Source organism: Streptomyces sp. NPDC043726 (genome assembly GCF_056436565.1).
On sequence record NZ_JBWKCI010000003.1, the window covers coordinates 638,892 to 659,617 of the forward strand.

The window sequence follows — 20,726 nt, forward strand, 5'->3', positions numbered from 1 at the left end:
GGTTCCATGCGAACCGACTCTTCTCCCGGCAACCTGCCGGCGCGGGAGCACCTCCCGGCCGGAGACGCCGGTACGCCTGTCCTGGACGTAGTGATCCCCGTCTACAACGAGGAGAAGGACCTCCAGCCCTGTGTGCTGAGACTGCACGATCACCTCAGGCGCACCTTCCCGTACGCGTTCCGCATCACGATCGCGGACAACGCGTCGACGGACACCACCCCCCTGGTGTCCCGGCGGCTGGAGGCGGAGATCCCGGAGGTCCGGGCCTTCCGGCTGGAGCAGAAGGGCCGCGGCCGGGCACTGCGGACCGTCTGGTCCGCCTCGGACGCCCCGATCCTCGCGTACATGGACGTGGACCTGTCCACCGACCTGAACGCCCTGCTGCCGCTGGTGGCCCCGCTGATCTCCGGCCACTCGGACCTCGCGATCGGCTCCCGGCTCGCCCGCTCCTCCCGGGTCGTGCGCGGCCCGAAGCGGGAGTTCATCAGCCGCTCGTACAACCTCATCCTGCGCGGTTCGCTCCAGGCCCGGTTCTCCGACGCCCAGTGCGGCTTCAAGGCGATCCGCCGTGATGTCGCCCAGGTGCTGATGCCCCTGGTCGAGGACACCGGCTGGTTCTTCGACACCGAGATGCTGGTGCTCGCCGAGCGCGCGGGGCTCAGGATCCACGAGGTGCCGGTCGACTGGGTGGACGACCCGGACTCCACCGTCCACATCGTCAGGACGGCGACCGAGGACCTCAAGGGCGTCTGGCGGGTCGGCAAGGCACTGGCCACGGGTTCGCTGCCGCTGGACCGCCTGGCGCGTCCCTTCGGCGACGACCCGCGCGACCGCGACATCAAGGACGTACCCAAGGGTTTGGCCCGTCAGCTCGTCGGCTTCTGCGTGGTCGGCGGTCTGTCCACCCTCTTCTACCTGCTGCTCTACAGCGGCTTCCGCCAGTTCACCGGTTCGCAGGTGGCCAACGCGCTGGCCCTGCTGGTCTCGGCGATCGCCAACACGGCCGCCAACCGCCGCCTCACCTTCGGGGTACGGGGGCCGGGCGGGGCCATCCGGCACCAGGCGCAGGGCCTGGTCGTGTTCGCCATCGGCCTCGCGCTGACCAGCGGTTCGCTGGCCGCCCTGAGCGCGGCCACCGACGAGCCCGCGCACTCCACCGAACTGGCGGTCCTGATCGCCGCCAACCTCGCGGCGACCGTCCTGCGCTTCCTGCTCTTCCGGGTGTGGGTGTTCTCGGACCGCAGGGACGCGACCCCCTCGACGGTGATCACGACCCACATCCCGCGACCGCCGCTCCAGCAGCCGCCGCTCGAGCAACCGTCGCTCCAGCAGCCTCCGCTTCCGCAACCGCCGCTCCCGCAGCGGCCGATGACACACTTCCGCGCCGGTGAAGCCGCGGACCAGACCTGGAGAGACGCCACCATGCGGCTTCAGCCGGTGCGCACCTCCGACACCGACCCGGGGGACTCCCGATGACCATCACCAGTGACACGGCCGCGCACGAGCCGCAGGCACCACCGGCGCCCGACGCCGGTGAGCCCAAGCAGCCCCTGGTCCGCAGAGTGTGGCGGGGCCGCCCCGAGGACCCGCGCTGGGTGCGCCCGGCCTTCCTCGGCCTGCTGCTCGCCACCGCGGTCCTCTACCTCTACAACCTCAGCGCCTCCGGCTACGCCAACTCCTTCTACTCCGCGGCCGTCCAGGCCGGCAGCCAGTCCTGGAAGGCGTTCTTCTTCGGCTCGCTGGACGCGGCCAACGCCATCACCGTCGACAAGCCCCCGGCCGCGCTGTGGCCGATGGCCCTGTCCGTCAAGATCTTCGGCCTGAGCTCCTGGGCGATCCTCGTCCCCGAGGTCCTCATGGGCGTCGGCACGGTCGCCGTCATCTACGCGGCCGTCCGCCGCCGGTTCAGCCCGGCCGCCGGTCTGATCTCGGGCGCGGTGCTCGCGCTCACCCCGGTCGCGGCGCTGATGTTCCGGTTCAACAACCCGGACGCGATGCTGGCCCTGCTGATGGCGGTGGCCTGCTACTTCGTCATCCGCGCCCTGGAGGACGGCCGCACGAAGTGGCTGCTGTGGGCGGGCGCCGCGATCGGCTTCGCCTTCCTCGCCAAGACCCTCCAGGCCTTCCTGATCCTGCCCGCGCTCGCCCTCGTCTACGGCGTCTGCGCCCCGGTGCCGGTGCGGAAGCGGATCGGACAGCTCGCGGCGGGCCTGGCCGCGATCGTGGTCTCCGGCGGCTGGTGGGTCGCGATCGTCGAGCTGTGGCCGGCGTCCTCGCGCCCCTACATCGGGGGCTCGCAGAACAACTCCTTCCTGGAACTGACCTTCGGCTACAACGGTCTCGGCCGCCTGAACGGCGAGGAGACCGGGAGCGTCGGCGGCGGTGGCGGCGGGGGCGGCACCGGACAGTGGGGCGAGACCGGCTGGGACCGGCTCTTCTCCTCCAGCATCGGCGGCCAGATCTCGTGGCTGATCCCGGCCGCGCTGATCCTGCTGACCGCGGGCCTGGTGGCGACGCGCAAGGCCCGCCGCACGTCGGTCACGCGCGGCTCGTTCCTGGTCTGGGGCGGCGCGCTGCTGATCACCATGGTGGTCTTCAGCTACATGCAGGGCATCTTCCACGAGTACTACACCGTGGCCCTCGCCCCCTACATCGCTCCCCTCATCGGTATGGGCTCGGCGCTGCTGTGGGAGAAGCGGGACAAGGCGTGGGCGTCGCTGACGCTGGCGGCGACCATGACCGCTACGGCCGCCTGGGGTTACGTCCTGCTCAACCGGTCCTCCGACTACCTGCCCTGGCTGAAGTGGCTGGTGCTGGTGGGCGGCCTGGTGGCGGCTCTCGGCCTGATCTTCGTGAACCGGCTCGGACGCCGACTGGCGCTGGGTGTCATGGGCTTGGGGCTGGCGGCGGCGCTGGCCGGGCCGACGGCGTACACCCTCACGACGGTGAGCGAGGCCCACACCGGGTCGATCGTGACCGCGGGCCCGTCCGTGCAGGGCGGCCGGGGCGGCGGTCCCGGCGGCGGTGGCTTCCCCGGAGGCGGTGGCGGTGGCGGAATGCCGGGCCAGCAGGGGGGTCAGCAGAACCAGCAGGGCGGCGGCACGGGCCAGCCCCCGACCGGCGGGACCGGCGGCAACGGCGGCTTCGGCGGAGGCATGCCGGGCCGGCAGGGTCAGCAGGGTCAGCAGAACCAGCAGAACGGTGACGGCGGCATGGCCGGTGGCGGCGGTGGCGGTATGGGCGGTCTGCTCAACGGCGCCACGGTCTCCGACGAGGCCAAGGAACTGCTGGAGAAGAACGCGGACGACTACACCTGGGCCGCCGCGGCCATCGGCGCCCAGAATGCCGCGAGTTACCAGCTCTCCACCGGCGAACCCGTGATGGCGATCGGCGGCTTCAACGGCACCGACCCGTCCCCGACGCTGGCCGAGTTCAAGGAGTACGTGGCGGACGGCAAGATCCACTACTTCATCTCCAGCGGCTCCGGCGGCGGCATGGGCGGCAGCGACAGCGGTACCTCCGCGCAGATCACGGAGTGGATCGAGGCCAACTTCAAGCAGGTGACGGTCGGTTCGGCCACCTTCTACGACCTGACGCAGAAGGCGAGCGGCTGAGACGGCAACCGGCGGCCCGGCTCCGGCAAGAACGTGCTGTACACCGTATGGGAGTCGCTATACGGTGTACAGCATGTCCGCTTCCACCCCCGCCTCCACCTCCACGCCCGCATCCCAGGGCCACCCCCAGCGCTGGCTGATCCTCGGCGTCATCTGCCTCGCCCAGCTCACCGTGCTGCTGGACAACACGATCCTGAACGTGGCGATCCCCACGCTCACCACGGAGATGGACGCGGCGACCTCCGACATCCAGTGGATGATCAACGCGTACTCGCTGGTGCAGTCCGGTCTGCTGCTCACCGCGGGCAGCGCCGCCGACCGCTACGGCCGCAAGAAGATGCTGATCACGGGCCTCGCCCTGTTCGGCATCGGCTCCCTGGTGGCCGGACTGGCCGAGACCACCGGCCAGTTGATCGCGGCCCGCGCCGGGATGGGCGTCGGAGGTGCGCTGCTGCTCACCACGACCCTCGCGGTGGCGATGCAGATCTTCGCGCCGGAGGAGCACCCGAAGGCGATCGGCATCTGGAGCGCGGTCAACGCGCTCGGGTTCGCCTGTGGCCCGCTGATCGGCGGCTTCATGCTGAACCACTTCTGGTGGGGCGCGATCTTCCTGATCAACCTGCCGGTGGCGGCACTGGGCCTGGTGGCCGTCGTGGCCCTGGTCCCCGAGTCCAAGAACCCCCAGGGCGACCGCCCCGACCTGCTCGGCGCCCTGCTCTCCACGATCGGCATGGCCTCCCTGGTCTACGCGATCATCTCCGGCCCCGAGCACGGCTGGACGTCCGGCCGGGTGCTGGCGACGGGCACGGTCGCGGTCGTGGTGCTGGCGGTCTTCGCGTACTGGGAGAGCCGGATCCCGTATCCCATGCTCGATCTGCACTTCTTCCGGGACCGCCGGTTCTCCGGCGCGGTCGCCGGTGCCGTCCTGATCACCTTCGGCATGGGCGGGGCGCTGTTCCTGCTCACGCAGCACCTCCAGTTCGTCCTGGGATACGGCCCCCTGGAGGCGGGTCTGCGGACCGCTCCGCTGGCGCTGACGGTCGTGGCCCTGAACTTCACGGGCGTCTCGGCCAAGTGGACGGCGAAGCTGGGGACGCCGATGTCGATCCTGCTCGGCATGGTCCTGATGTCCGGTGGGCTGGTGTCGATAGCGACGCTCGCCTCGGGCGGCTACACCGGGACGCTGCTGGGCCTGGTGCTCATCGGAGTGGGCTGCGCGATCGCCAACCCGGCCATGGCGCACGCGATCATGAGCGCGATCCCCCGGGAGAAGGCGGGGGTCGGCGCCGGAATCAACGGCACCCTGGCGGAGTTCGGCAACGGCCTGGGCGTAGCGGTGCTCGGAGCCGTCCTCAACTCCCGGTTCGCGGCGCTGATTCCGGTGGCGGCGAGCAGTCTGCCGGCGGCGCTGGCCTCGGCGGACGGGGAAGCACAGCGGACGGAGATCAAGGACGCGTTCGCCTCCGGCCTGGAGACCAGCCAGTTGGTGGGGGCGTTGGCCGTGTTGCTCGGGGGGTTGGTAGCGGCGGCGTTGCTGCGTAGGGCGGAGCGGGCAGACTCGGGGGTGGTGGTCGCCCACTAGCTCGGGATCGGTGTTGGGAAGTCCAGGAAGGTGCGCCATGGGTAAGGCAGCTGCGCGGGCCAGCGTCTGGCTGGAGGACAAGGGGCGCCGGAGCGGCCGCTCCGGAGGTCAGCCGGCCACGCTGGACCGCGGGCGGATCACCGACGTGTCCGTACGGCTGCTGGACGCGGAGGGGCTGGCGAAGTTCTCGATGCGCCGGCTCGCGGCCGAGCTGAACGTGACGGCGATGTCCGTCTACTGGTACGTCGACACCAAGGACGACCTCCTCGAACTCGCCCTGGACGCGGTGTACGGCGAGGTCCGGCTGCCCGATCCGGAGGCGGACGAGGACTGGCGCGACCAACTGCGCACGCTGGCCCGGGAGTACCGCGCCCTGCTGGTCCGCCACCCCTGGCTGTCCCCGCTGGCCGGGACCTACCTCAACATCGGCCCCAACTCGCTGGCCTTCTCCCGGGTGGTCCAGCGAGTGATCAGGAAGACGGGCCTGCCCGCCGAGGGCGTGACGGGCGCGATCTCGGCCGTCTTCCAGTTCGTGTACGGCTACGGCACGATCGAGGGCCACTTCTTCAGCCGCGTCGAGGACACCGGCATGACACCCGACGCCTACTTCCAGCACGCCATGACGACGGTGAGCGAGGTCCCGACGACCGCCGGGGTCATCGAGGAGGCCAAGGACATCATGGCGGCCCGGGGCGGGGACACGGTCGAGGAAATGCTGGAACGCGACTTCACCTTCGCGCTGGACCTGCTGGTGGCGGGCATCGAGGCCATGGTGGAGCGAGCCGGTTAGGACTCCTCCACGAGCCGCGCCGGGAAACCTCCGGTCGCCACCGGCCCCCACTTCTCCGGCGTGACCCGGATGATCGACTTGCCCTGCTTCACCATCGCCGCGCGGTACTCGTCCCAGTCCGGATGCTCCCCGGCGATGTTGCGGTAGTACTCCACCAGCGGCTCGACGGAGTCAGGGGAGTCGATCACCTCGGCGGTCCCCTCCACCTGCACCCACGGCCCGTTCCAGTCGTCGCTCAGCACGAGAAGACCCACCCGGGCGTCCCGCTTGGCGTTCCGCGTCTTCGCCCGCTCCGGATACGTGGAGACGACCAGCCGCCCGGAGTCGTCCACCCCACAGGTCAGCGGCGAGGCCTGCGTGCCGCCGTCCGCCCGCCGGGTCATCAGGATCGCGCGATGACGGGGCCGTACGAAGTCCAGCAACTCCTCGAGCGAGACACGGGTGTTCGTCGCAATGTTCGGTGCCATGGCCTCAGCCTAGGGCCGGTCTGGGGCCGGCGACTCGCCCTGCACGGCCTGGACATCCAGCTCCACCCTCAGCGTCGTCCCGATGGCGGCGATCCCCGCCTGGACGACCTGGTTGTAGTGCATGGCGAAGTCCTCCCGCCGCAGCTGGGCCGTCGCCCGGAACGCGGCCCGCGTACCGCCCCACGGATCGGCACCGGTCCCCAGATACGCGAGGTCCAGGTCGACCGGCCGTACGACACCGTGCAGCGCCAGCTCACCGTGCACCGTCCAGCGATCCGCGCCGACGCCCGCCGTCAGACCCGTCGACCGGTAGGTGATCTCCGGAAACCGCTCCACGTCCAGGAAGTCCGCCGACCGCAGATGTTCGTCCCGCGTGGAGTTCCCGGTGTCGATCGAGCCCGCCCGGATCACCGCCTCCACCCGCGACTTGGTGACGTCGTCCGGCGCGATCTCCACGGTCGCGGTGAAGTCGGTGAACCGCCCGCGCACGCTGGAGATCCCCAGATGCTGGGCCACCGCGCCGACCGTCGAGTGCGCCGGGTCCACCGTCCACGGCCCCGGCGGCGGCAGCTCGGTCCCGCCCTGCCGCGCCAGCGTCACCGTGCCGACCTCGGCCCGCCCGCTCGCGGTGACGATCGCGCCGGCCGCGGCGGGCGCGTACCCGACGGCGGTGACGATGACGGTGTAGGAGCCGGGGGCCAGCGGTGTGGCGTCCCGCACCGCCCCCTCCACGTCCGCCTCGGCCCGCAGCACCTGCGTACCGGTCATGTCCGTCACCGTGACGACCGCGTGCGACACGGCCCATCCGTCCCGGGTGCGGATCCTCGCGGTCAGTCCCATCTCACGTACTCCTCGAGCTCAAAGAAAAACCGGCCCGTGGAGCACACCTCCGCTCAGAGCGTGCTCCACGGGCCGGGGCCGGAACTACTCGCCGGGGTGGGCGAGTTCGATGTCGTGGTCGTCGACCCCACGGCCGCCGACCGTGAGCGCCGAGGCCACCGGCGGGTACCCGGTCGCGATGACGGTGTACTCGCCGCTGTCCAGGTCGGTGAAGGCGTACGCCCCGTCCGCCCCGGTCGTCGCCGTGCCGACGACGTTGCCCGCCGCGTCCACGAGCGTGACCCGCGCGTCGGCCAGCGGACCCCGCGGCGCCCGTACGACGCCCTGGACCTGTGCGCCGGAGTCGAGGTCGACCTCGACGCGGGTGACGCCCGTGCCGCCGATCTCGACCGGGACGGCACGCGGCCGGAACCCGGCGGCGTTCACCGCGACGGTCACCGTGCCCGGCACCAGCTCGCCGAAGGCGAACTCGCCCTGCTCCCCGGTGGCCGCGCTGGCCAGCAGGTCCCCGCGCACGTCGGTGACGATCACCATCGCGTCCTTGACCGGCAGCGCGCCCTCGGCGGCCCGCACCACACCGGTCAGCCCGCTGGTGCCGCTGAGCAGGATGTCGTACGTCAGCGGATCCTCGCCGACGACGACCGTGGACGCCTGCGGCTGGAAACCGTCGGCGGAGGCGATCAGGACGTACGAGCCCGTGCCGGGCGCGTCGATCCCGTAGGAGCCGTCGGCCTGGGCGACCGAGCGGCCCAGCTGCCGTCCGGACAGCGAGATCAGGGTGACCGCGGCCCGCGGGACGGGCACGCTCTCAGCGTCGCGGACATATCCCTGGACGGGGATGCCGCCAGAGGTGACCTGCACGGTGTTCTCCTCCTCCACGACAGGGGCCTCGGCCACGGCGACAGCCGCCGGGACCGGCGCCGGGACAACCGCCGGCGCCTCCCCCTTGGCGCCCTCCGCCGCCTGCGCCAGCGCGCCGGACGTCCGCAGCGGGACCTCCTTGATGAAGAGGGTCACGAGGAAGGCGAGGAACGCGATCGGGGCGACGTACAGGAAGATGTCGGCGATGCCGTGTCCGTAGGCGCTCTCCAGCCAGGTGCGGATGTGGGCGGGCAGCGCGTCCATGTCGGGCAGTTCGCCGGAGCCCACGGCCTTGGCGGCGGCCGCCTGCTCCTGCGGGCTGAGCGAGCCGATGGTGTCGGTGGCGTAGTGGCTGATCCGCGTCGACATCACGGAGCCGAGCGCCGAGACGCCCATCGCGCCGCCGAGGGACCGGAAGAAGGTGACGACCGAGCTGGCGGCACCGAGCTCGTGCGGGGCGACCTGGTTCTGCGTGGACAGCACGAGGTTCTGCATCATCATGCCGATGCCGAGGCCCATGACCGCCATGAAGACGGCGATGTGCCAGTACTCGGTGTCGTAGCGCATGGTGCCCAGCAGCCCGAGCCCCGCGGTCACCAGCACACCACCGGTGACCAGCCAGGCCTTCCACTTGCCGGTCTTGGTGATGACCGCGCCGGAGACGGTCGACGACACGAACAGACCGGCGATCATCGGGATGGTCATGACGCCCGACATGGTCGGGGACTCGTCCCGCGCCAGCTGGAAGTACTGGCTGAAGAAGACCGTGCCCGCGAACATCGCGACACCGACGAGCAGGGAGGCCAGCGAGGCCAGGGTGATCGTGCGGTTCTTGAACAGGCGCAGCGGGATGATCGGCTCGGCGGCCTTGGTCTCCACGAAGAGGAAGATCAGCACGAGCGCGAGGGCGCCGCCGACCATCGCGTACGTCTGCCAGGACAGCCAGGCGTACTTGTCGTCCGCGAAGGTGACCCAGACCAGCAGCAGACAGACGGCGGCCGTGATGAAGAAGGCACCGGTCCAGTCGACCTTGACCTTGCGCCTGCTCTCCGGCAGGTGCAGCGTCTTCTGCAGCACGAACAGGGCGATCAGCGCGAACGGGATGCCCACGTACAGGCACCAGCGCCAGCCCAGCCAGTCGGTGTCGGTGATAACGCCGCCGACCAGCGGACCGCCGACGGTCGCGACGGCGAAGGTCGCGCCGAGGTAGCCGGAGTACCGGCCGCGCTCCCGGGGGGAGATCATCGCGGCCATGATGATCTGCGCGAGCGCGGTCAGACCACCGGCGCCGAGGCCCTGGATGACCCGGGCGCCGATGAGCATCCCGGAGTTCTGGGACACACCGGCGACGACGGATCCGACGATGTAGATGACCAGGGCTATCTGGACGAGGGCCTTCTTGCTGACGAGGTCGGCGAGCTTGCCCCACAGCGGGGTCGAGGCCGTCATCGCCAGCAGTGCGGCGGTCACGACCCAGGTGTACGCGCTCTGTCCGCCGCCGAGGTCCTGGATGATCTCGGGCAGGGCGTTGGACACGATCGTGGAGGACAGGATGGCGGCGAACATGCCGAGCAGCAGCCCGGAGAGCGCCTCCATGATCTGCCGATGCGTCATGGGAGCCTCGCCGGAGCCTCCTGAGTGCTTGGCATGAGCCCGCACACCGGCTGGTGTGGTCGTAGCCATGGACTTCCTTCTCTTAAGCGCTTCTACGCGGTGATCGCGGGTGTACGGGGGGACTGGTCGTGCTGGTCGAAGCAACGCCGTAGCCGTGCCATGAGCCCGGTGAGCCGGGCGACGTCCTCGTCGCTCCAGTCGCTCAGCCGGTCGGCGAGCAGCTCGGTGGTCCGTCGGGACAGCTCGTCGACCTGCGCCCGCCCCGCGGGCGTGAGACGCAGGATGCGGCCGCGCTTGTCGGCGGGGTCCGGGGAGCGGTCGATCCAGCCGCGCTCGGCGAGATGCGCGACATGCCGGCTGGTGACGGACATGTCGACGGCGAGCAGCTCGGCGAGCTTGCTCATGCGCATGTCCCCATGACGGTCCAGCAGTGTCAGTACGGCGGCTGAACCACTGGGACAGTCGGACGGCAGCGTCCGCCCGATCTCCCGCTTCACGGCGCCGAAGGCGCTGAACTGGCGGACGAGCTCCTCGTACTGCGCCTGTTCGGCCATCGCACCTCCCGGATTTCGTTGCTTAGGGCAACCGTAGAAGCTGTTGGTTGCTACAGGCAAATAAATTCGGTGAGTGCGGCATAAAAACTTGGCAAAGGCAAGTATTGCGACCGTAAATGTGCAGGTGGGGCGGGTTCCGTGAGCGTCGGTGCAGGTGCCGGGCCCGCACTTGGGCGGCACCCCCGGATTCGCTAGGGTTTCGGGCCATGGCTAACACCCAGGGCCCCCAGGGCAACTACGACCCGGCCGGCAGCACCCAGATGTTCCGCGCGTTCGTGGACGAGGCGCCGCAGGGGCGCCAGCAGGCGGCCGCCTCCCGCGGTCCCCGCATCGGCCTGATCATCGGCGTCGTCGTCGCCGTCGCGGTCGTCGCCGCCGTGGCGTGGCTGGCGCTGAAGTAACCCCTCACCGATCCCACCGGACGGTCACGTCCCGCGTCTCCACGTGCATGCCCAAGGGTACGCGCCACGCGTCGACGCACACCGTCCAGGTCTTCTCCTTCCGCGCGCCGCCCTCGATCGGCGCCGGAAGCTCCTCGGCCGACTCAACGGTCCCCCAGTCGACCCCGAGCGCCCCGATGATGTGCGTCCCGAAGGTCACGGTGCCCGAACGGACCGGACCGCCACCCGAGTTGTGGAACTCCAGCGTCACCTTCTCGCACCACCGCTGCTCCGCCGCCGCCCGCTCCGGCTCGGACCAGGTGAGCGCGGCGGGCGTGGCGGGGGGTGCTGTCGTGGTGCCGCCGGGCGTCGGAGTCGGTGAACCGCCGGGCGTACGGCTGGGCTTGGCGCGGGCGCTCGACGGCACCGGGTCCGGGGGATCGCCGAGGCCCGGCGTCGGTCCCGGTGGCGAACCTTCCTGGCTCGCAGGGGAGTTGCCGGTCCCGGCCTTGCGTTCCCTCGGCTCCAAGGGGACCAGCGTCACCTCCCCGGTGGGCGCCACCGTCGTACGAGCCGCTCCCGGCGCCCCCACCGCGACGTGACCGTCACCGCCGCCTCCGTCGCCCGCGCACGCGGCCAGGAGGCCGCCCAGGCACACGGCGGCCGCGGAGGCGGTGAGCGGAACGCCTCTGCGGCCGTACGTCCATGTCGTTGACCGGAGCATCGAGCCATGGTGACTGACGCTCCGTCAGAACTGAACCCTCAGTCGGAGATGAGCCCTTCCCGCAGCTGGGCCAGCGTCCGGGTCAGCAGCCGGGAGACGTGCATCTGGGAGATGCCGACCTCCTCGCCGATCTGGGACTGGGTCATGTTGGCGAAGAAGCGCAGCATGATGATGCGGCGCTCGCGCGGCGGGAGCTTGGCCAGCAGCGGCTTCAGGGACTCGCGGTACTCCACGCCCTCCAGCGCGCTGTCCTCGTAGCCGAGGCGGTCGGCCAGGGAGCCCTCGCCGCCGTCGTCCTCGGGGGCGGGCGAGTCGAGGGAGGAGGCCGTGTAGGCGTTGCCGACCGCGAGGCCGTCGACCACGTCCTCCTCGGACACGCCCAGCACCGCGGCGAGTTCGGTGACCGTCGGGGAGCGGTCCAGCTTCTGGGAGAGCTCGTCGCTGGCCTTCGTCAGGGCCAGGCGCAGCTCCTGGAGCCGGCGCGGCACGCGCACGGACCACGAGGTGTCGCGGAAGAACCGCTTGATCTCGCCGACCACGGTCGGCATCGCGAACGTCGGGAACTCCACGCCCCGTTCGCAGTCGAACCGGTCGATCGCCTTGATCAGCCCGATCGTGCCGACCTGGACGATGTCCTCCATCGGCTCGTTGCGGGAGCGGAAGCGCGCGGCGGCGTACCGCACGAGCGGGAGGTTCAGCTCGATCAGGGTGTCGCGTACGTAGGCGCGCTCGGGGCTGTTCTCGTCCAGCGCGGCGAGCCGCAGGAACAGGGAGCGGGACAGGGTGCGGGTGTCGATGGCTCCTGAGGCCGCCGGGGCCGGCGCGGCCTCGACAAGGGCCGTTACGTCGTCGTCGAGCGCGGGCGCAGCCTCGCTCTTCGTGAGCGTGAGCACCTTGGAGCTGCCCTGGTCTGCGGACATGCCACCCCCTCTGGGTCGCGGGACGGTCGTGGCGAACGCCCCTGCGAGGAACGTCAGCCTTCACCTGAATACCGGAGCCGAAGCCACGGCAAACGCGCTTCCCGCAGAATGTCACATGTCGGCAACACGCTGTAGTGACATGTCGACATGTAAGACGTGAATCCGCCCTGGAAACAAGGGGTCTGACGGTTTTTCGGCGCGAAACTGTCGGGAACCGCCCTGGTGAGCGATTCGCTCTCCCCGGTTACTGTTCGCTCAGGCTTTCGGTCGACTGCCGGTCGAACTTCGCTCGGGCTCCGATGGCCACGAGCCGCTGCTCAGGCGTCGATCCGGTTCGCGGACCGCAACCGCTGGAAGCTACGGGCGAGTAGCCGCGAGACATGCATCTGGGAGACGCCGAGTTCCGCGCTGATCTGCGACTGGGTGAGATTGCTGTAGTAGCGCAGCAGCAGAATTCGCTGTTCCCGTTCGGGGAGTTGGACGAGCAGATGCCGCACCAGATCGCGGTGCTCCACACCGTCCAGCGCGGGGTCCTCGTAGCCGAGCCGGTCCAGCAGCCCCGGGAGCCCGTCGCCCTCCTGGGCCGCCTCCAGCGAGGTGGCGTGGTACGACCGTCCCGCCTCGATGCAGGACAGCACCTCGTCCTCGCTGATGCGCAGCCGCTCGGCGATCTCGGCGGTCGTCGGGGTCCGTCCGAAGGCGGTGGTCAGGTCCTCGCTCGCGCTGTTGACCTGCACCCACAGCTCGTGCAGCCGGCGCGGTACGTGGACCGTGCGGACGTTGTCCCGGAAGTACCGCTTGATCTCGCCGACGACGGTCGGCATGGCGAAGGTCGGGAACTGCACGCCCCGGTCCGGGTCGAAGCGGTCGATGGCGTTGATGAGCCCGATCGTGCCGACCTGGATCACGTCCTCCATCGGCTCGTTGCGGGAGCGGAAGCGGGCGGCCGCGTAGCGCACGAGCGGGAGGTTGGCCTCGATGAGCGCCCCGCGCACCCGGTTGTGCTCCGGCGTGCCCGGCCGAAGCTCCTTGAGCTGTCCGAAGAGCACCTGGGTGAGCGCTCGGGTGTCGGCGCCGCGGCTGCGCGGGGCGGCCGCTGCCGCTTCTGGAGCCGCTTCTTGGGGAGGCGCAGTACTGGCCGACACGGTCAACTCCACCTCGTGATCCATCAACTCATCCGTCAAAAGCGGTCATAGCATCACAAGACATGTGCACTGTGTGCAAGCACCGCATAACGCCGTGTTGAGGGAGAAGTTATGCCGAAGACGCACAAAAGCCCCCCGCCGTTCCGGCGGAGGGCTGCGGGGTTCCGCGGCTCAGTACTCGTAGTCCGCGATCACCCAGGTGGCGAACTCCTTCCAGAGGGCCACGCCCGCCTGGTGCTCGGGGTGCTCCACGTACCGGCGCAGGGCGTCGGCGTCGTCGAAGGCGGAGTTGATCGCGTAGTCGTAGGCGATGGGGCGGTCGCTGAGGTTCCAGCCGAGTTCCCAGTGGCGGATCTCGGAGATCTTGCCCTCCAGCGACTGGAAGGCCTTCTCGCCCTCCAGGACACGGGGGTCGTCCCGCTCGACACCCTCGTTGAGCTTGAAGAGGACCAGGTGGCGGATCATCATTCTCCTCCGTCGGCGAGCCAGGTCATGAAGTCGCCGATGGCCTTGGCGGCGTTGGATATGCCCTCGAACCCTATCTGCACGTAGTCGGCTGCCTTGGCCGGGTCCGTGATGATCACGTAGAGCACGAAGACCACGAGCACATAGACGGCGACCTTCTTCGAATTCACCGCCACTGCGGCCTCCCTGCGCGCGCCCCCTGTTGACGGCGGTGAGTGTAGCCTTCACGCCCTTTTCCAGGACCACGGCCCACACCCCCCGAACGCACGAAGGGCCCCGTCTCTCGACGGGGCCCTTCTCAAGCGGTAGCGGAGGGATTTGAACCCTCGGTGACTTGCGCCACACTCGCTTTCGAGGCGAGCTCCTTCGGCCGCTCGGACACGCTACCGAGGGAGACCTTACAGCACCGGGGCCCGTGCTCCGAAATCGGTATTCGCCGACCGTTCACCGATTCCGGAAGAACGCGGTGAGCAGCCCCGCGCACTCCTCGGCGAGCACGCCCTCGACGACCTCGGGGCGGTGGTTGAGCCGCCGGTCGCGGACGACGTCCCAGAGGGAGCCCGCCGCGCCGGCCTTCTCGTCCCGGGCGCCGTAGACGACCCGGTCCACGCGGGACTGCACCAGCGCGCCCGCGCACATCGTGCAGGGCTCCAGGGTGACGACCAGCGTGCAGCCCGTCAGCCGCCACTCCCCGACCTCGGCGGCGGCCCTGCGGATCGCCAGCACCTCCGCGTGCGCGGTCGGGTCGCCGGTGGCCTCGCGTTCGTTGTGCCCGGCGCCGAGCACCGTCTCGCCGTCCGCGGACAGCACGACGGCGCCGACGGGGACGTCCCCGCCCCGGACGGCGAGTTCGGCCTCGTCCAGGGCGAGCCGCATCGCGGCCCGCCAGCGGTCGCGTACCGGGTCCGGGGGACCCGTGGGGTCGGCCGGGATCAGCGGACGGTCTCCAGGACCTCCGCGGCGCCCAGCGCCTCGGCGATGGCGCCCAGCGCGTCGTCGGCGTCCAGGGCCTTCAGCTCCTTCTCGCTGACACCCAGGTCGTCGAGGATCTCGCTGTCGCCGACCGGGCTGTGCGGCACGGCGTCGGCGGCGGTGCCGTCCTCGTCGTCGGAGTCGCCGTCCGGCTCCTCCGTGCCGTCGAGGTCGAGGGCGTCCAGGTCGGCTTCGTCCTCGCCCGGCTCCTTTCCGAGCAGTTCGTCGGTGAGCAGGATCTCGCCGTAGCTGCTGCGGGCAGCGGCGGCGGCGTCCGAGACGTAGATACGAGGGTCGTCCTCGCCGTCGATGCGGACGACACCGAACCAGGCGTCCTCCTGCTCGATGAGCACCAGCACCGTGTCGTCCTCGGGAGAGGCTTCACGGGCCAGGTCGGCCAGATCCGACAAGGTCTCCACATCGTCGAGCTCTGTGTCGCTCGCTTCCCACCCGTCTTCGGTGCGCGCGAGCAGTGCGGCGAAGTACACCGTGACTCTCCCACTGGTCATAGGCGTGCCGGTTGGGGGTCCCCCCGGCGGAGGTTGCGGGCGGGGAGAGCGGTGCTCCGAGCCCCACCCACTCGGAATCGTGGCAGAAACGGAGCGTTCAGGGGACGTCTTCGGCTCCCTGTGTCCGCCCGTTTTGATCGTCCACCAGCGGGATCGTACGCGGCCCTCGGCGTGGATCACGCATCAGGCGGTCCACCGAGGCCCCGAGCGCTACCAGCGAAACGTGCGCATGCGCATGGCGTGGCGCAGCCGTGCGGCCTTGGCACGGCGGGGCTGGACGCGGTCGCGCAGCTCCCGGGCCTCGGCCAGTTCACGCAGGAACCGGGCCCGGCGTCGGCGCCGTTCCGCCTCGGTCTCGCGCGGCGCGTTGTTCCCCGGCGACTCACTGTCAGGCATGTGTGCACCCCCAGTACGTCCCTCCCACTTTCCCCCTGATGGGCGGTTTGATGCCAGCGCGAGGGGCGCGGTGGCACGGCTACTGTTAGGGACATGCGTCTCCACGTCGTCGACCACCCTCTGGTCGCCCACAAGCTCACCACGCTGCGCGACCAGCGCACCGACTCCGCGACGTTCCGGCGGCTCGCCGACGAGCTCGTCACCCTGCTCGCCTACGAGGCCACGCGGGACGTGCGCACCGAACAGGTCGACATCCAGACGCCGGTCTCGCGGACCACCGGCGTCAAGCTGTCCCACCCGCGGCCGCTGGTCGTGCCGATCCTGCGCGCCGGGCTCGGCATGCTCGAAGGCATGGTCCGGCTGCTCCCCACCGCCGAGGTGGGCTTCATGGGCATGATCCGCAACGAGGAGACGCTGCAGGCGTCCACATACGCCACGCGGATGCCGGAGGACCTCTCCGGGCGCCAGGTGTACGTCCTCGACCCGATGCTCGCCACGGGCGGCACGCTGGTCGCGGCGATCCAGGAGCTCATCAAGCGCGGCGCGGACGACGTGACGGCCGTGGTGCTGCTCGCCGCGCCCGAGGGCGTCGAGGTCATGGAGCGGGAGCTGGCCGGGGCGCCGGTGACCGTGGTGACGGCGTCGGTGGACGAGCGGCTCAACGAGCACGGGTACATCGTGCCGGGGCTGGGGGACGCGGGAGACCGTATGTACGGGGCCGCGGAGTAGGTGGCGTCGTAGCGCCGGAGTGGCCATCCGGAGTGCCGCGAGCCGTCGCGTCGGCGGCCGCGGCGCCGTCGGGGCGTGTCGCGCAGTTCCCCGCGCGCGCCCCTGGGTACGCCTCAGCAGCCCTTCTTCGACACTGCCGGCGTCTGCTTCGGTGATGCCAGTTTCGCCAGGGCCTTGTCCGCGTCCGCCTTCGTCGTCAGGTTCTTGAACGACGTGCCGATGATCAGGTCGATCTCGGTTCCCTTGCGGGCCTGGTCGGTGCGGCGCTCGGCGGTGGTGAGCTGGGTCGCGAGCACGGGCAGCGAGGTGTCCAGGGCCGAAGCCGGGCCGAGCAGTATCCCGGTGCCCTTGACCTTCTTGTCGTACTCCTTCGTCGCGTTGCCCACGTCGCCGATCTTGAAGCCGCGCTTCTTCAACTCGTCGGCGGTCTTCTTCGCGAGGCCGCTGACGGGCGTGGCGTTGAGCACGTTGACGGTGATCTGGCCCGGCTTCGGCAGGGCTGCGGCGCTCGCGCCGGCCGCCGGCGTCGCCCGGGTGGCGCAGTCCGCCTTGGGGCCGGCCGCCGAGGCCTTCTCTCCGCCGCCGGTGAAGACGTCGACGAGCTGGAGCGTGCCCCAGCCGACGACGCCGAGCACGGTGACGGAGGCGACGGCCAGAAGCACCAGCCTGCCGCGCCGCCGGGGACGGCGCATGCGCGGGTACTTGTCCCCCGTGATCCGGTATTGGCCGCCCATGCCGGGGGGAGTCAGCATGCTCATGGGCGCAGCGTAGTGCGCCGGGGCGGTGATTCCTACTAGATGATCATTCGACGCCGGGCAGGAGAACCCGAAAGGGCCAACCCTTCACCGGACGGCCACTCGATCGCACCGATCGGCCATGTGACAGGCCGGCCCGGACGGCCGGTCAGCAGCGCCGGGTCAGTCCAGTTCGAGCACGCGCGCGTGCAGCACCTGGCGCTGCTGTAGCGCGGCGCGCACGGCCCGGTGCAGCCCGTCCTCCAGGTACAGGTCGCCCTGCCACTTCACGACATGCGCGAACAGGTCGCCGTAGAAGGTGGAGTCCTCGGCGAGCAGGGTTTCCAGGTCGAGCTGGCCCTTGGTCGTCACGAGCTGATCGAGGCGGACCGGGCGCGGCGCGACGTCCGCCCACTGCCGGGTGCTCTCCCGGCCGTGGTCGGGGTACGGCCGGCCGTTTCCGATGCGCTTGAAGATCACACGGAAAGCCTACCGGTCCAGACGTTCCGGGCGCAGCCATGGCGACGGAGTGCGACGCTGGAAAAGATGCTGTAAACCGGGGCGAATCGGAACAGGTGCCTGAGATGAGTGAGCGCGAAACCATGCCGTCGGCCACCGCTCCGGAGAAGCCCGGGAGCGCACCGGCCCTTCCGAAGGAGGCCCTGGAGATCGCCTCCGGGTACGCCTTCGCCGGGCCCGCGCTCGATCTCGGCGCCCTGCTGTGGGACGGCCGGTGCCTGGCCGACGCGCAGAGCCGGGTGCCGCTGCCGATGCTCAACCGGCACGGCCTGGTCGCCGGCGCCACCGGCACCGGCAAGACCAAGACCCTCCAGCTGATCGCCGAGCAGCTCTCGGCGCAGGGCGTGCCGGTGTTCCTCGCCGACATCAAGGGGGACCTGTCCGGGATCTCGGCACCGGGGCAGCAGGGCGAGAAGGTCTCCGCGCGGGCCTCGGAGGTGCATCAGCGATGGACCCCGACCGGCTTCCCCGCCGAGTTCTACGCCCTCGGCGGCCTCGGTGACGGCATCCCGCTGCGGGCCACGATCACCAGCTTCGGTCCGGTCCTGCTCTCGAAGGTCCTCCAGCTGAACCAGACCCAGGAGCAGTCCCTCGGCCTGATCTTCCACTACGCCGACACCAAGGGCCTGGAGCTGATCGACCTCAAGGACCTCAGGGCGGTCGTCGCCTTCCTGACCTCGGACGAGGGCAAGGCCGAGCTGAAGGACATCGGCGGTCTGTCGACGGCCACGGCCGGGGTCATCCTGCGCTCGCTCACCGCCTTCGAGGCGCAGGGCATGGGCGGCTTCTTCGGGGAACCGGAGTTCGACACGGCCGAGTTCCTGCGGACGGCGCCGGACGGGCGGGGCATGGTGTCGGTGCTGGAGCTGGCCGCCGTACAGGACAGGCCGCAGCTGTTCTCCACCTTCCTGATGTGGCTGCTCGCCGATCTCTTCCACGATCTGCCCGAGGTCGGTGACGCCGACAAGCCGAAGCTGGTCTTCTTCTTCGACGAGGCGCATCTGCTGTTCAACGACGCCTCGAAGGCGTTCCTGGACTCCATCACGCAGACCGTGCGGCTCATTCGCTCGAAAGGGGTCGGCGTCTTCTTCGTCACGCAGACCCCGAAGGACGTACCCGGCGACGTCCTCGCCCAGCTCGGCAACCGCGTCCAGCACGCCCTGCGCGCCTTCACCCCCGACGACCAGAAGGCGCTGAAGGCCACGGTGAAGACCTTCCCGAACTCCGCGTACGACCTGGAGGAACTGCTCACCGGGCTCGGTACCGGCGAGGCGGTCGTCACTGTGCTCAGCGAGAAGGGCGCCCCGACCCCGGTCGCCGCGACCCGGCTGCGGGCGCCCGAGTCCCTGATGGGGCCGGCGCCGGTGGCGGAGGCGGTGCGCCGGTCGCCGCTCTACGAGCGGTACGCGCAGGCCGTCGACCGGGAGTCGGCGTACGAGAGGCTCCAGCGGCCCCCCGCGGGCAAGGGTCCCGACGAGATGCGGGCCCGCGCCCCGAAGGCAACCCCGAAGCCCGAGGACGAGCCCTCGATGGTCGAACAGGTCGTCGGCAGCGGCATGTTCAAGTCGCTCGCCCGCTCCATCGGCACCCAGATCGGGCGGGAGATCACCCGCTCGGTCTTCGGTACGGCGCGGCGGAGGCGGTAGGCCCGCCTCCGCCCGGCGCTCAGCGATTCTTCCCCTGCTGGGGCCGCTCGTCCCGCTTCACCTGTGGCTTCGGTGTGCTCCGCGCGGCCTCGGCACGCACCAGGGCGCGCAGGACGGCGTAGGGATCGATGGGCATGGGGTGCTCCTTGTGTCGTACTGACGGACGGACCGGTGGGGGCCGGTTCCGTCAGCAGCGCAGGACCACCGAGCGCCGGGCCGGCGGGGTGTGGGGGACCGGCTCCGGACGGGGCGCCGTCGTCCGGGGAGGCGCCGCCGGACGCGGGGCTACGGCGTCCGGGCGGTGCGCGCGGCGGGCGGCGGCCGGACGCGGGGCGGCGTCCAGGGCGTCGTACTCGACGATCTCGGTGGCGGCCGCGACCGGTGCCAGGGGTGTCGCGGCCGGGGCCGCCGGCATGCACAGGGCGAGCAGCAGGACGAAGGCCCGCAGCCAGGCGCGGCCGTGCGGGAGGCTTCGTGCAGTGCTCATGGAAGGTCACCTCCCCGGCGGGGCCGCGCCGTTCATCGCGCCGCGCCCGAGATCCGCCCGCTCGGGCTACCGGTGCCGGTCACAGCTCGCGCGGGACCTGTCGGGCACGGCTGCGGATGCCGACCGCGCTGACGATCTCGACGATGCCGACGACGACCAGCCAGACCCCGCCGACGATGGTCAGGACGAAGACCGACTCGAAGGGGGAGGCGATCAGCACGACGCCGCCGAGGAACGTGACGACGCCGAGGAAGATCTGCCAGCCGCGGGCGGGCATCGAGGAGTCGGAGGCGGCGGCCAGGGTCTGGGTGATGCCGCGGATCAGCCAGCCGATGCCGATCCACAGGGCGAGCAGCAGCAGCGACTGCATGGGGCCGCGGAAGCAGAACAGGCCGAGCAGGATCGACAGGGCGCCGCTGATGAATCCCAGGACCCGCAGCGAGGTCGTCCTGTGCGTGCCGAACGCGGAGACGAGCTGGAAGACCCCGCTGACCAGGAGGTAGAGCCCGAACAGCACGCCGGTCGCGCGCAGGGTCGAGCCCGGCCAGATCAGCACCAGCACGCCCAGGACCAGCGACGCGATGCCGGTGACCAGCACGACCTGCCAGGCGGCCTGGGACAGGGCGTGCAGGGGCCCTTCGAAGGGCGGCTCGGGTTCATGGCCGCCGCGCGGGGCGTGCTGCTGCGCGTGGACCTTGCGGTCGTCGTACTCCGGGCCCCACGTGGAGCCGGACGGTGCCTCGGTCATGGTTCATGGTTGGACCGGGCGAGCGACGAC

Annotated in this window: 23 protein-coding genes and 1 tRNA gene; 7 read left to right on the top strand and 17 right to left on the bottom strand. The window is 70.6% G+C overall.

Annotated elements, in window-relative coordinates; all coding sequences use genetic code 11:
- The first annotated feature begins 6 nt into the window (after positions 1 to 6).
- From AC068Z_RS11865 to AC068Z_RS11880, 4 genes are all read left to right on the top strand, one after another.
- Positions 7 to 1,476: a bifunctional glycosyltransferase family 2/GtrA family protein gene (locus AC068Z_RS11865; protein ID WP_478554465.1), complete on the top strand. Its 1,470-nt coding sequence runs from the start codon at positions 7 to 9 to the stop codon at positions 1,474 to 1,476.
- Complete coding sequence (locus AC068Z_RS11870; protein ID WP_478554466.1) at positions 1,473 to 3,614, top strand: ArnT family glycosyltransferase; 2,142 nt, start codon at positions 1,473 to 1,475, stop codon at positions 3,612 to 3,614. Before AC068Z_RS11865 ends, AC068Z_RS11870 begins: the two co-directional genes overlap by 4 nt.
- A 73-nt stretch (positions 3,615 to 3,687) precedes the next feature.
- A complete protein-coding gene (locus AC068Z_RS11875; protein ID WP_478554467.1) occupies positions 3,688 to 5,196 on the top strand; it encodes an MFS transporter in 1,509 nt (502 codons plus the stop codon).
- Between the two features lie 37 nt (positions 5,197 to 5,233).
- Positions 5,234 to 5,986, top strand: coding sequence for a TetR/AcrR family transcriptional regulator (locus AC068Z_RS11880; protein ID WP_478554468.1), 753 nt, complete (start codon positions 5,234 to 5,236; stop codon positions 5,984 to 5,986).
- Here the strand turns inward: AC068Z_RS11880 and AC068Z_RS11885 are convergent.
- The 4 genes from AC068Z_RS11885 to AC068Z_RS11900 all read right to left on the bottom strand — a co-directional run bounded on the left by AC068Z_RS11885 (position 5,983) and on the right by AC068Z_RS11900 (position 10,322).
- On the bottom strand, positions 5,983 to 6,453 hold the full coding sequence (locus AC068Z_RS11885) for a PPOX class F420-dependent oxidoreductase (protein WP_478554469.1): 471 nt from the start codon (positions 6,451 to 6,453) through the stop codon (positions 5,983 to 5,985). The two genes, AC068Z_RS11880 and AC068Z_RS11885, sit on opposite strands and share 4 nt — an antisense overlap.
- 9 nt (positions 6,454 to 6,462) lie before the next feature.
- Positions 6,463 to 7,293, bottom strand: coding sequence for a YceI family protein (locus AC068Z_RS11890; RefSeq protein ID WP_478554470.1), 831 nt, complete (start codon positions 7,291 to 7,293; stop codon positions 6,463 to 6,465).
- A gap of 84 nt (positions 7,294 to 7,377) precedes the next feature.
- Positions 7,378 to 9,768 carry an MFS transporter gene (locus tag AC068Z_RS11895; protein ID WP_478554471.1) on the bottom strand — a complete coding sequence of 797 codons (2,391 nt, stop codon included), beginning with the start codon at positions 9,766 to 9,768 and terminating at the stop codon, positions 7,378 to 7,380.
- A gap of 92 nt (positions 9,769 to 9,860) precedes the next feature.
- Positions 9,861 to 10,322 (bottom strand): MarR family winged helix-turn-helix transcriptional regulator, encoded by a 462-nt coding sequence (locus tag AC068Z_RS11900; RefSeq protein ID WP_478554472.1) that lies wholly within the window; start codon positions 10,320 to 10,322, stop codon positions 9,861 to 9,863.
- Positions 10,323 to 10,528: 206 nt separating this feature from the next.
- Between AC068Z_RS11900 and AC068Z_RS11905 the strand changes: the two genes are divergently transcribed.
- Positions 10,529 to 10,723: a hypothetical protein gene (locus AC068Z_RS11905; RefSeq protein ID WP_478554473.1), complete on the top strand. Its 195-nt coding sequence runs from the start codon at positions 10,529 to 10,531 to the stop codon at positions 10,721 to 10,723.
- Between the two features lie 4 nt (positions 10,724 to 10,727).
- Here the strand turns inward: AC068Z_RS11905 and AC068Z_RS11910 are convergent, their stop codons facing one another.
- From AC068Z_RS11910 to AC068Z_RS11950, 9 genes are all read right to left on the bottom strand, one after another.
- Positions 10,728 to 11,426: a hypothetical protein gene (locus AC068Z_RS11910; RefSeq protein WP_478554474.1), complete on the bottom strand. Its 699-nt coding sequence runs from the start codon at positions 11,424 to 11,426 to the stop codon at positions 10,728 to 10,730.
- 38 nt (positions 11,427 to 11,464) lie between these two features.
- A complete protein-coding gene (locus AC068Z_RS11915; protein ID WP_478554475.1) occupies positions 11,465 to 12,346 on the bottom strand; it encodes an RNA polymerase sigma factor SigF in 882 nt (293 codons plus the stop codon).
- 317 nt (positions 12,347 to 12,663) lie between these two features.
- Complete coding sequence (locus tag AC068Z_RS11920) at positions 12,664 to 13,515, bottom strand: RNA polymerase sigma factor SigF (RefSeq protein ID WP_478554476.1); 852 nt, start codon at positions 13,513 to 13,515, stop codon at positions 12,664 to 12,666.
- Between the two features lie 147 nt (positions 13,516 to 13,662).
- The gene (locus tag AC068Z_RS11925) at positions 13,663 to 13,956 is read right to left on the bottom strand and encodes a Dabb family protein (RefSeq protein WP_478554547.1); all 294 of its coding nucleotides are present in this window, start codon (positions 13,954 to 13,956) and stop codon (positions 13,663 to 13,665) included.
- Positions 13,956 to 14,132 (bottom strand): hypothetical protein, encoded by a 177-nt coding sequence (locus AC068Z_RS11930; protein WP_478554477.1) that lies wholly within the window; start codon positions 14,130 to 14,132, stop codon positions 13,956 to 13,958. Before AC068Z_RS11930 ends, AC068Z_RS11925 begins: the two co-directional genes overlap by 1 nt.
- Positions 14,133 to 14,259: 127 nt before the next feature.
- Positions 14,260 to 14,344, bottom strand: a tRNA-Ser gene (locus AC068Z_RS11935).
- A gap of 56 nt (positions 14,345 to 14,400) precedes the next feature.
- Positions 14,401 to 14,832, bottom strand: a complete 432-nt coding sequence (tadA, locus tag AC068Z_RS11940) for a tRNA adenosine(34) deaminase TadA (protein ID WP_451717879.1) — start codon at positions 14,830 to 14,832, stop codon at positions 14,401 to 14,403.
- Between the two features lie 56 nt (positions 14,833 to 14,888).
- Entirely contained in the window at positions 14,889 to 15,416 is a 528-nt protein-coding gene (locus AC068Z_RS11945; protein WP_451718651.1) for a tRNA adenosine deaminase-associated protein, read from the bottom strand.
- 231 nt (positions 15,417 to 15,647) lie between these two features.
- On the bottom strand, positions 15,648 to 15,833 hold the full coding sequence (locus AC068Z_RS11950; RefSeq protein WP_478554478.1) for a hypothetical protein: 186 nt from the start codon (positions 15,831 to 15,833) through the stop codon (positions 15,648 to 15,650).
- 93 nt (positions 15,834 to 15,926) lie between these two features.
- Here AC068Z_RS11950 and upp point away from each other — a divergent pair, with 93 nt between their 5' ends.
- The gene (upp, locus tag AC068Z_RS11955) at positions 15,927 to 16,562 is read left to right on the top strand and encodes a uracil phosphoribosyltransferase (RefSeq protein ID WP_451717873.1); all 636 of its coding nucleotides are present in this window, start codon (positions 15,927 to 15,929) and stop codon (positions 16,560 to 16,562) included.
- Positions 16,563 to 16,675: 113 nt separating this feature from the next.
- On the opposite strand, the gene AC068Z_RS11960 is transcribed toward upp, so the two are convergent.
- Together AC068Z_RS11960 and AC068Z_RS11965 are read right to left on the bottom strand one after the other, a co-directional pair.
- Positions 16,676 to 17,320 carry a LytR C-terminal domain-containing protein gene (locus tag AC068Z_RS11960; RefSeq protein ID WP_478554479.1) on the bottom strand — a complete coding sequence of 215 codons (645 nt, stop codon included), beginning with the start codon at positions 17,318 to 17,320 and terminating at the stop codon, positions 16,676 to 16,678.
- A 159-nt stretch (positions 17,321 to 17,479) separates the two neighbouring features.
- Positions 17,480 to 17,776: a type II toxin-antitoxin system VapB family antitoxin gene (locus AC068Z_RS11965; RefSeq protein WP_003999914.1), complete on the bottom strand. Its 297-nt coding sequence runs from the start codon at positions 17,774 to 17,776 to the stop codon at positions 17,480 to 17,482.
- Positions 17,777 to 17,880: 104 nt separating this feature from the next.
- On the opposite strand from AC068Z_RS11965, the gene AC068Z_RS11970 reads away from it, so the two are divergent.
- Positions 17,881 to 19,461 (top strand): helicase HerA-like domain-containing protein, encoded by a 1,581-nt coding sequence (locus AC068Z_RS11970; protein ID WP_478554480.1) that lies wholly within the window; start codon positions 17,881 to 17,883, stop codon positions 19,459 to 19,461.
- 187 nt (positions 19,462 to 19,648) lie between these two features.
- Here the strand turns inward: AC068Z_RS11970 and AC068Z_RS11975 are convergent, their stop codons facing one another.
- Positions 19,649 to 19,948, bottom strand: a complete 300-nt coding sequence (locus tag AC068Z_RS11975; RefSeq protein ID WP_478554481.1) for a hypothetical protein — start codon at positions 19,946 to 19,948, stop codon at positions 19,649 to 19,651.
- Positions 19,949 to 20,027: 79 nt separating this feature from the next.
- Entirely contained in the window at positions 20,028 to 20,696 is a 669-nt protein-coding gene (locus AC068Z_RS11980) for an HdeD family acid-resistance protein (protein WP_478554482.1), read from the bottom strand.
- Positions 20,697 to 20,726 lie beyond the last annotated feature (30 nt).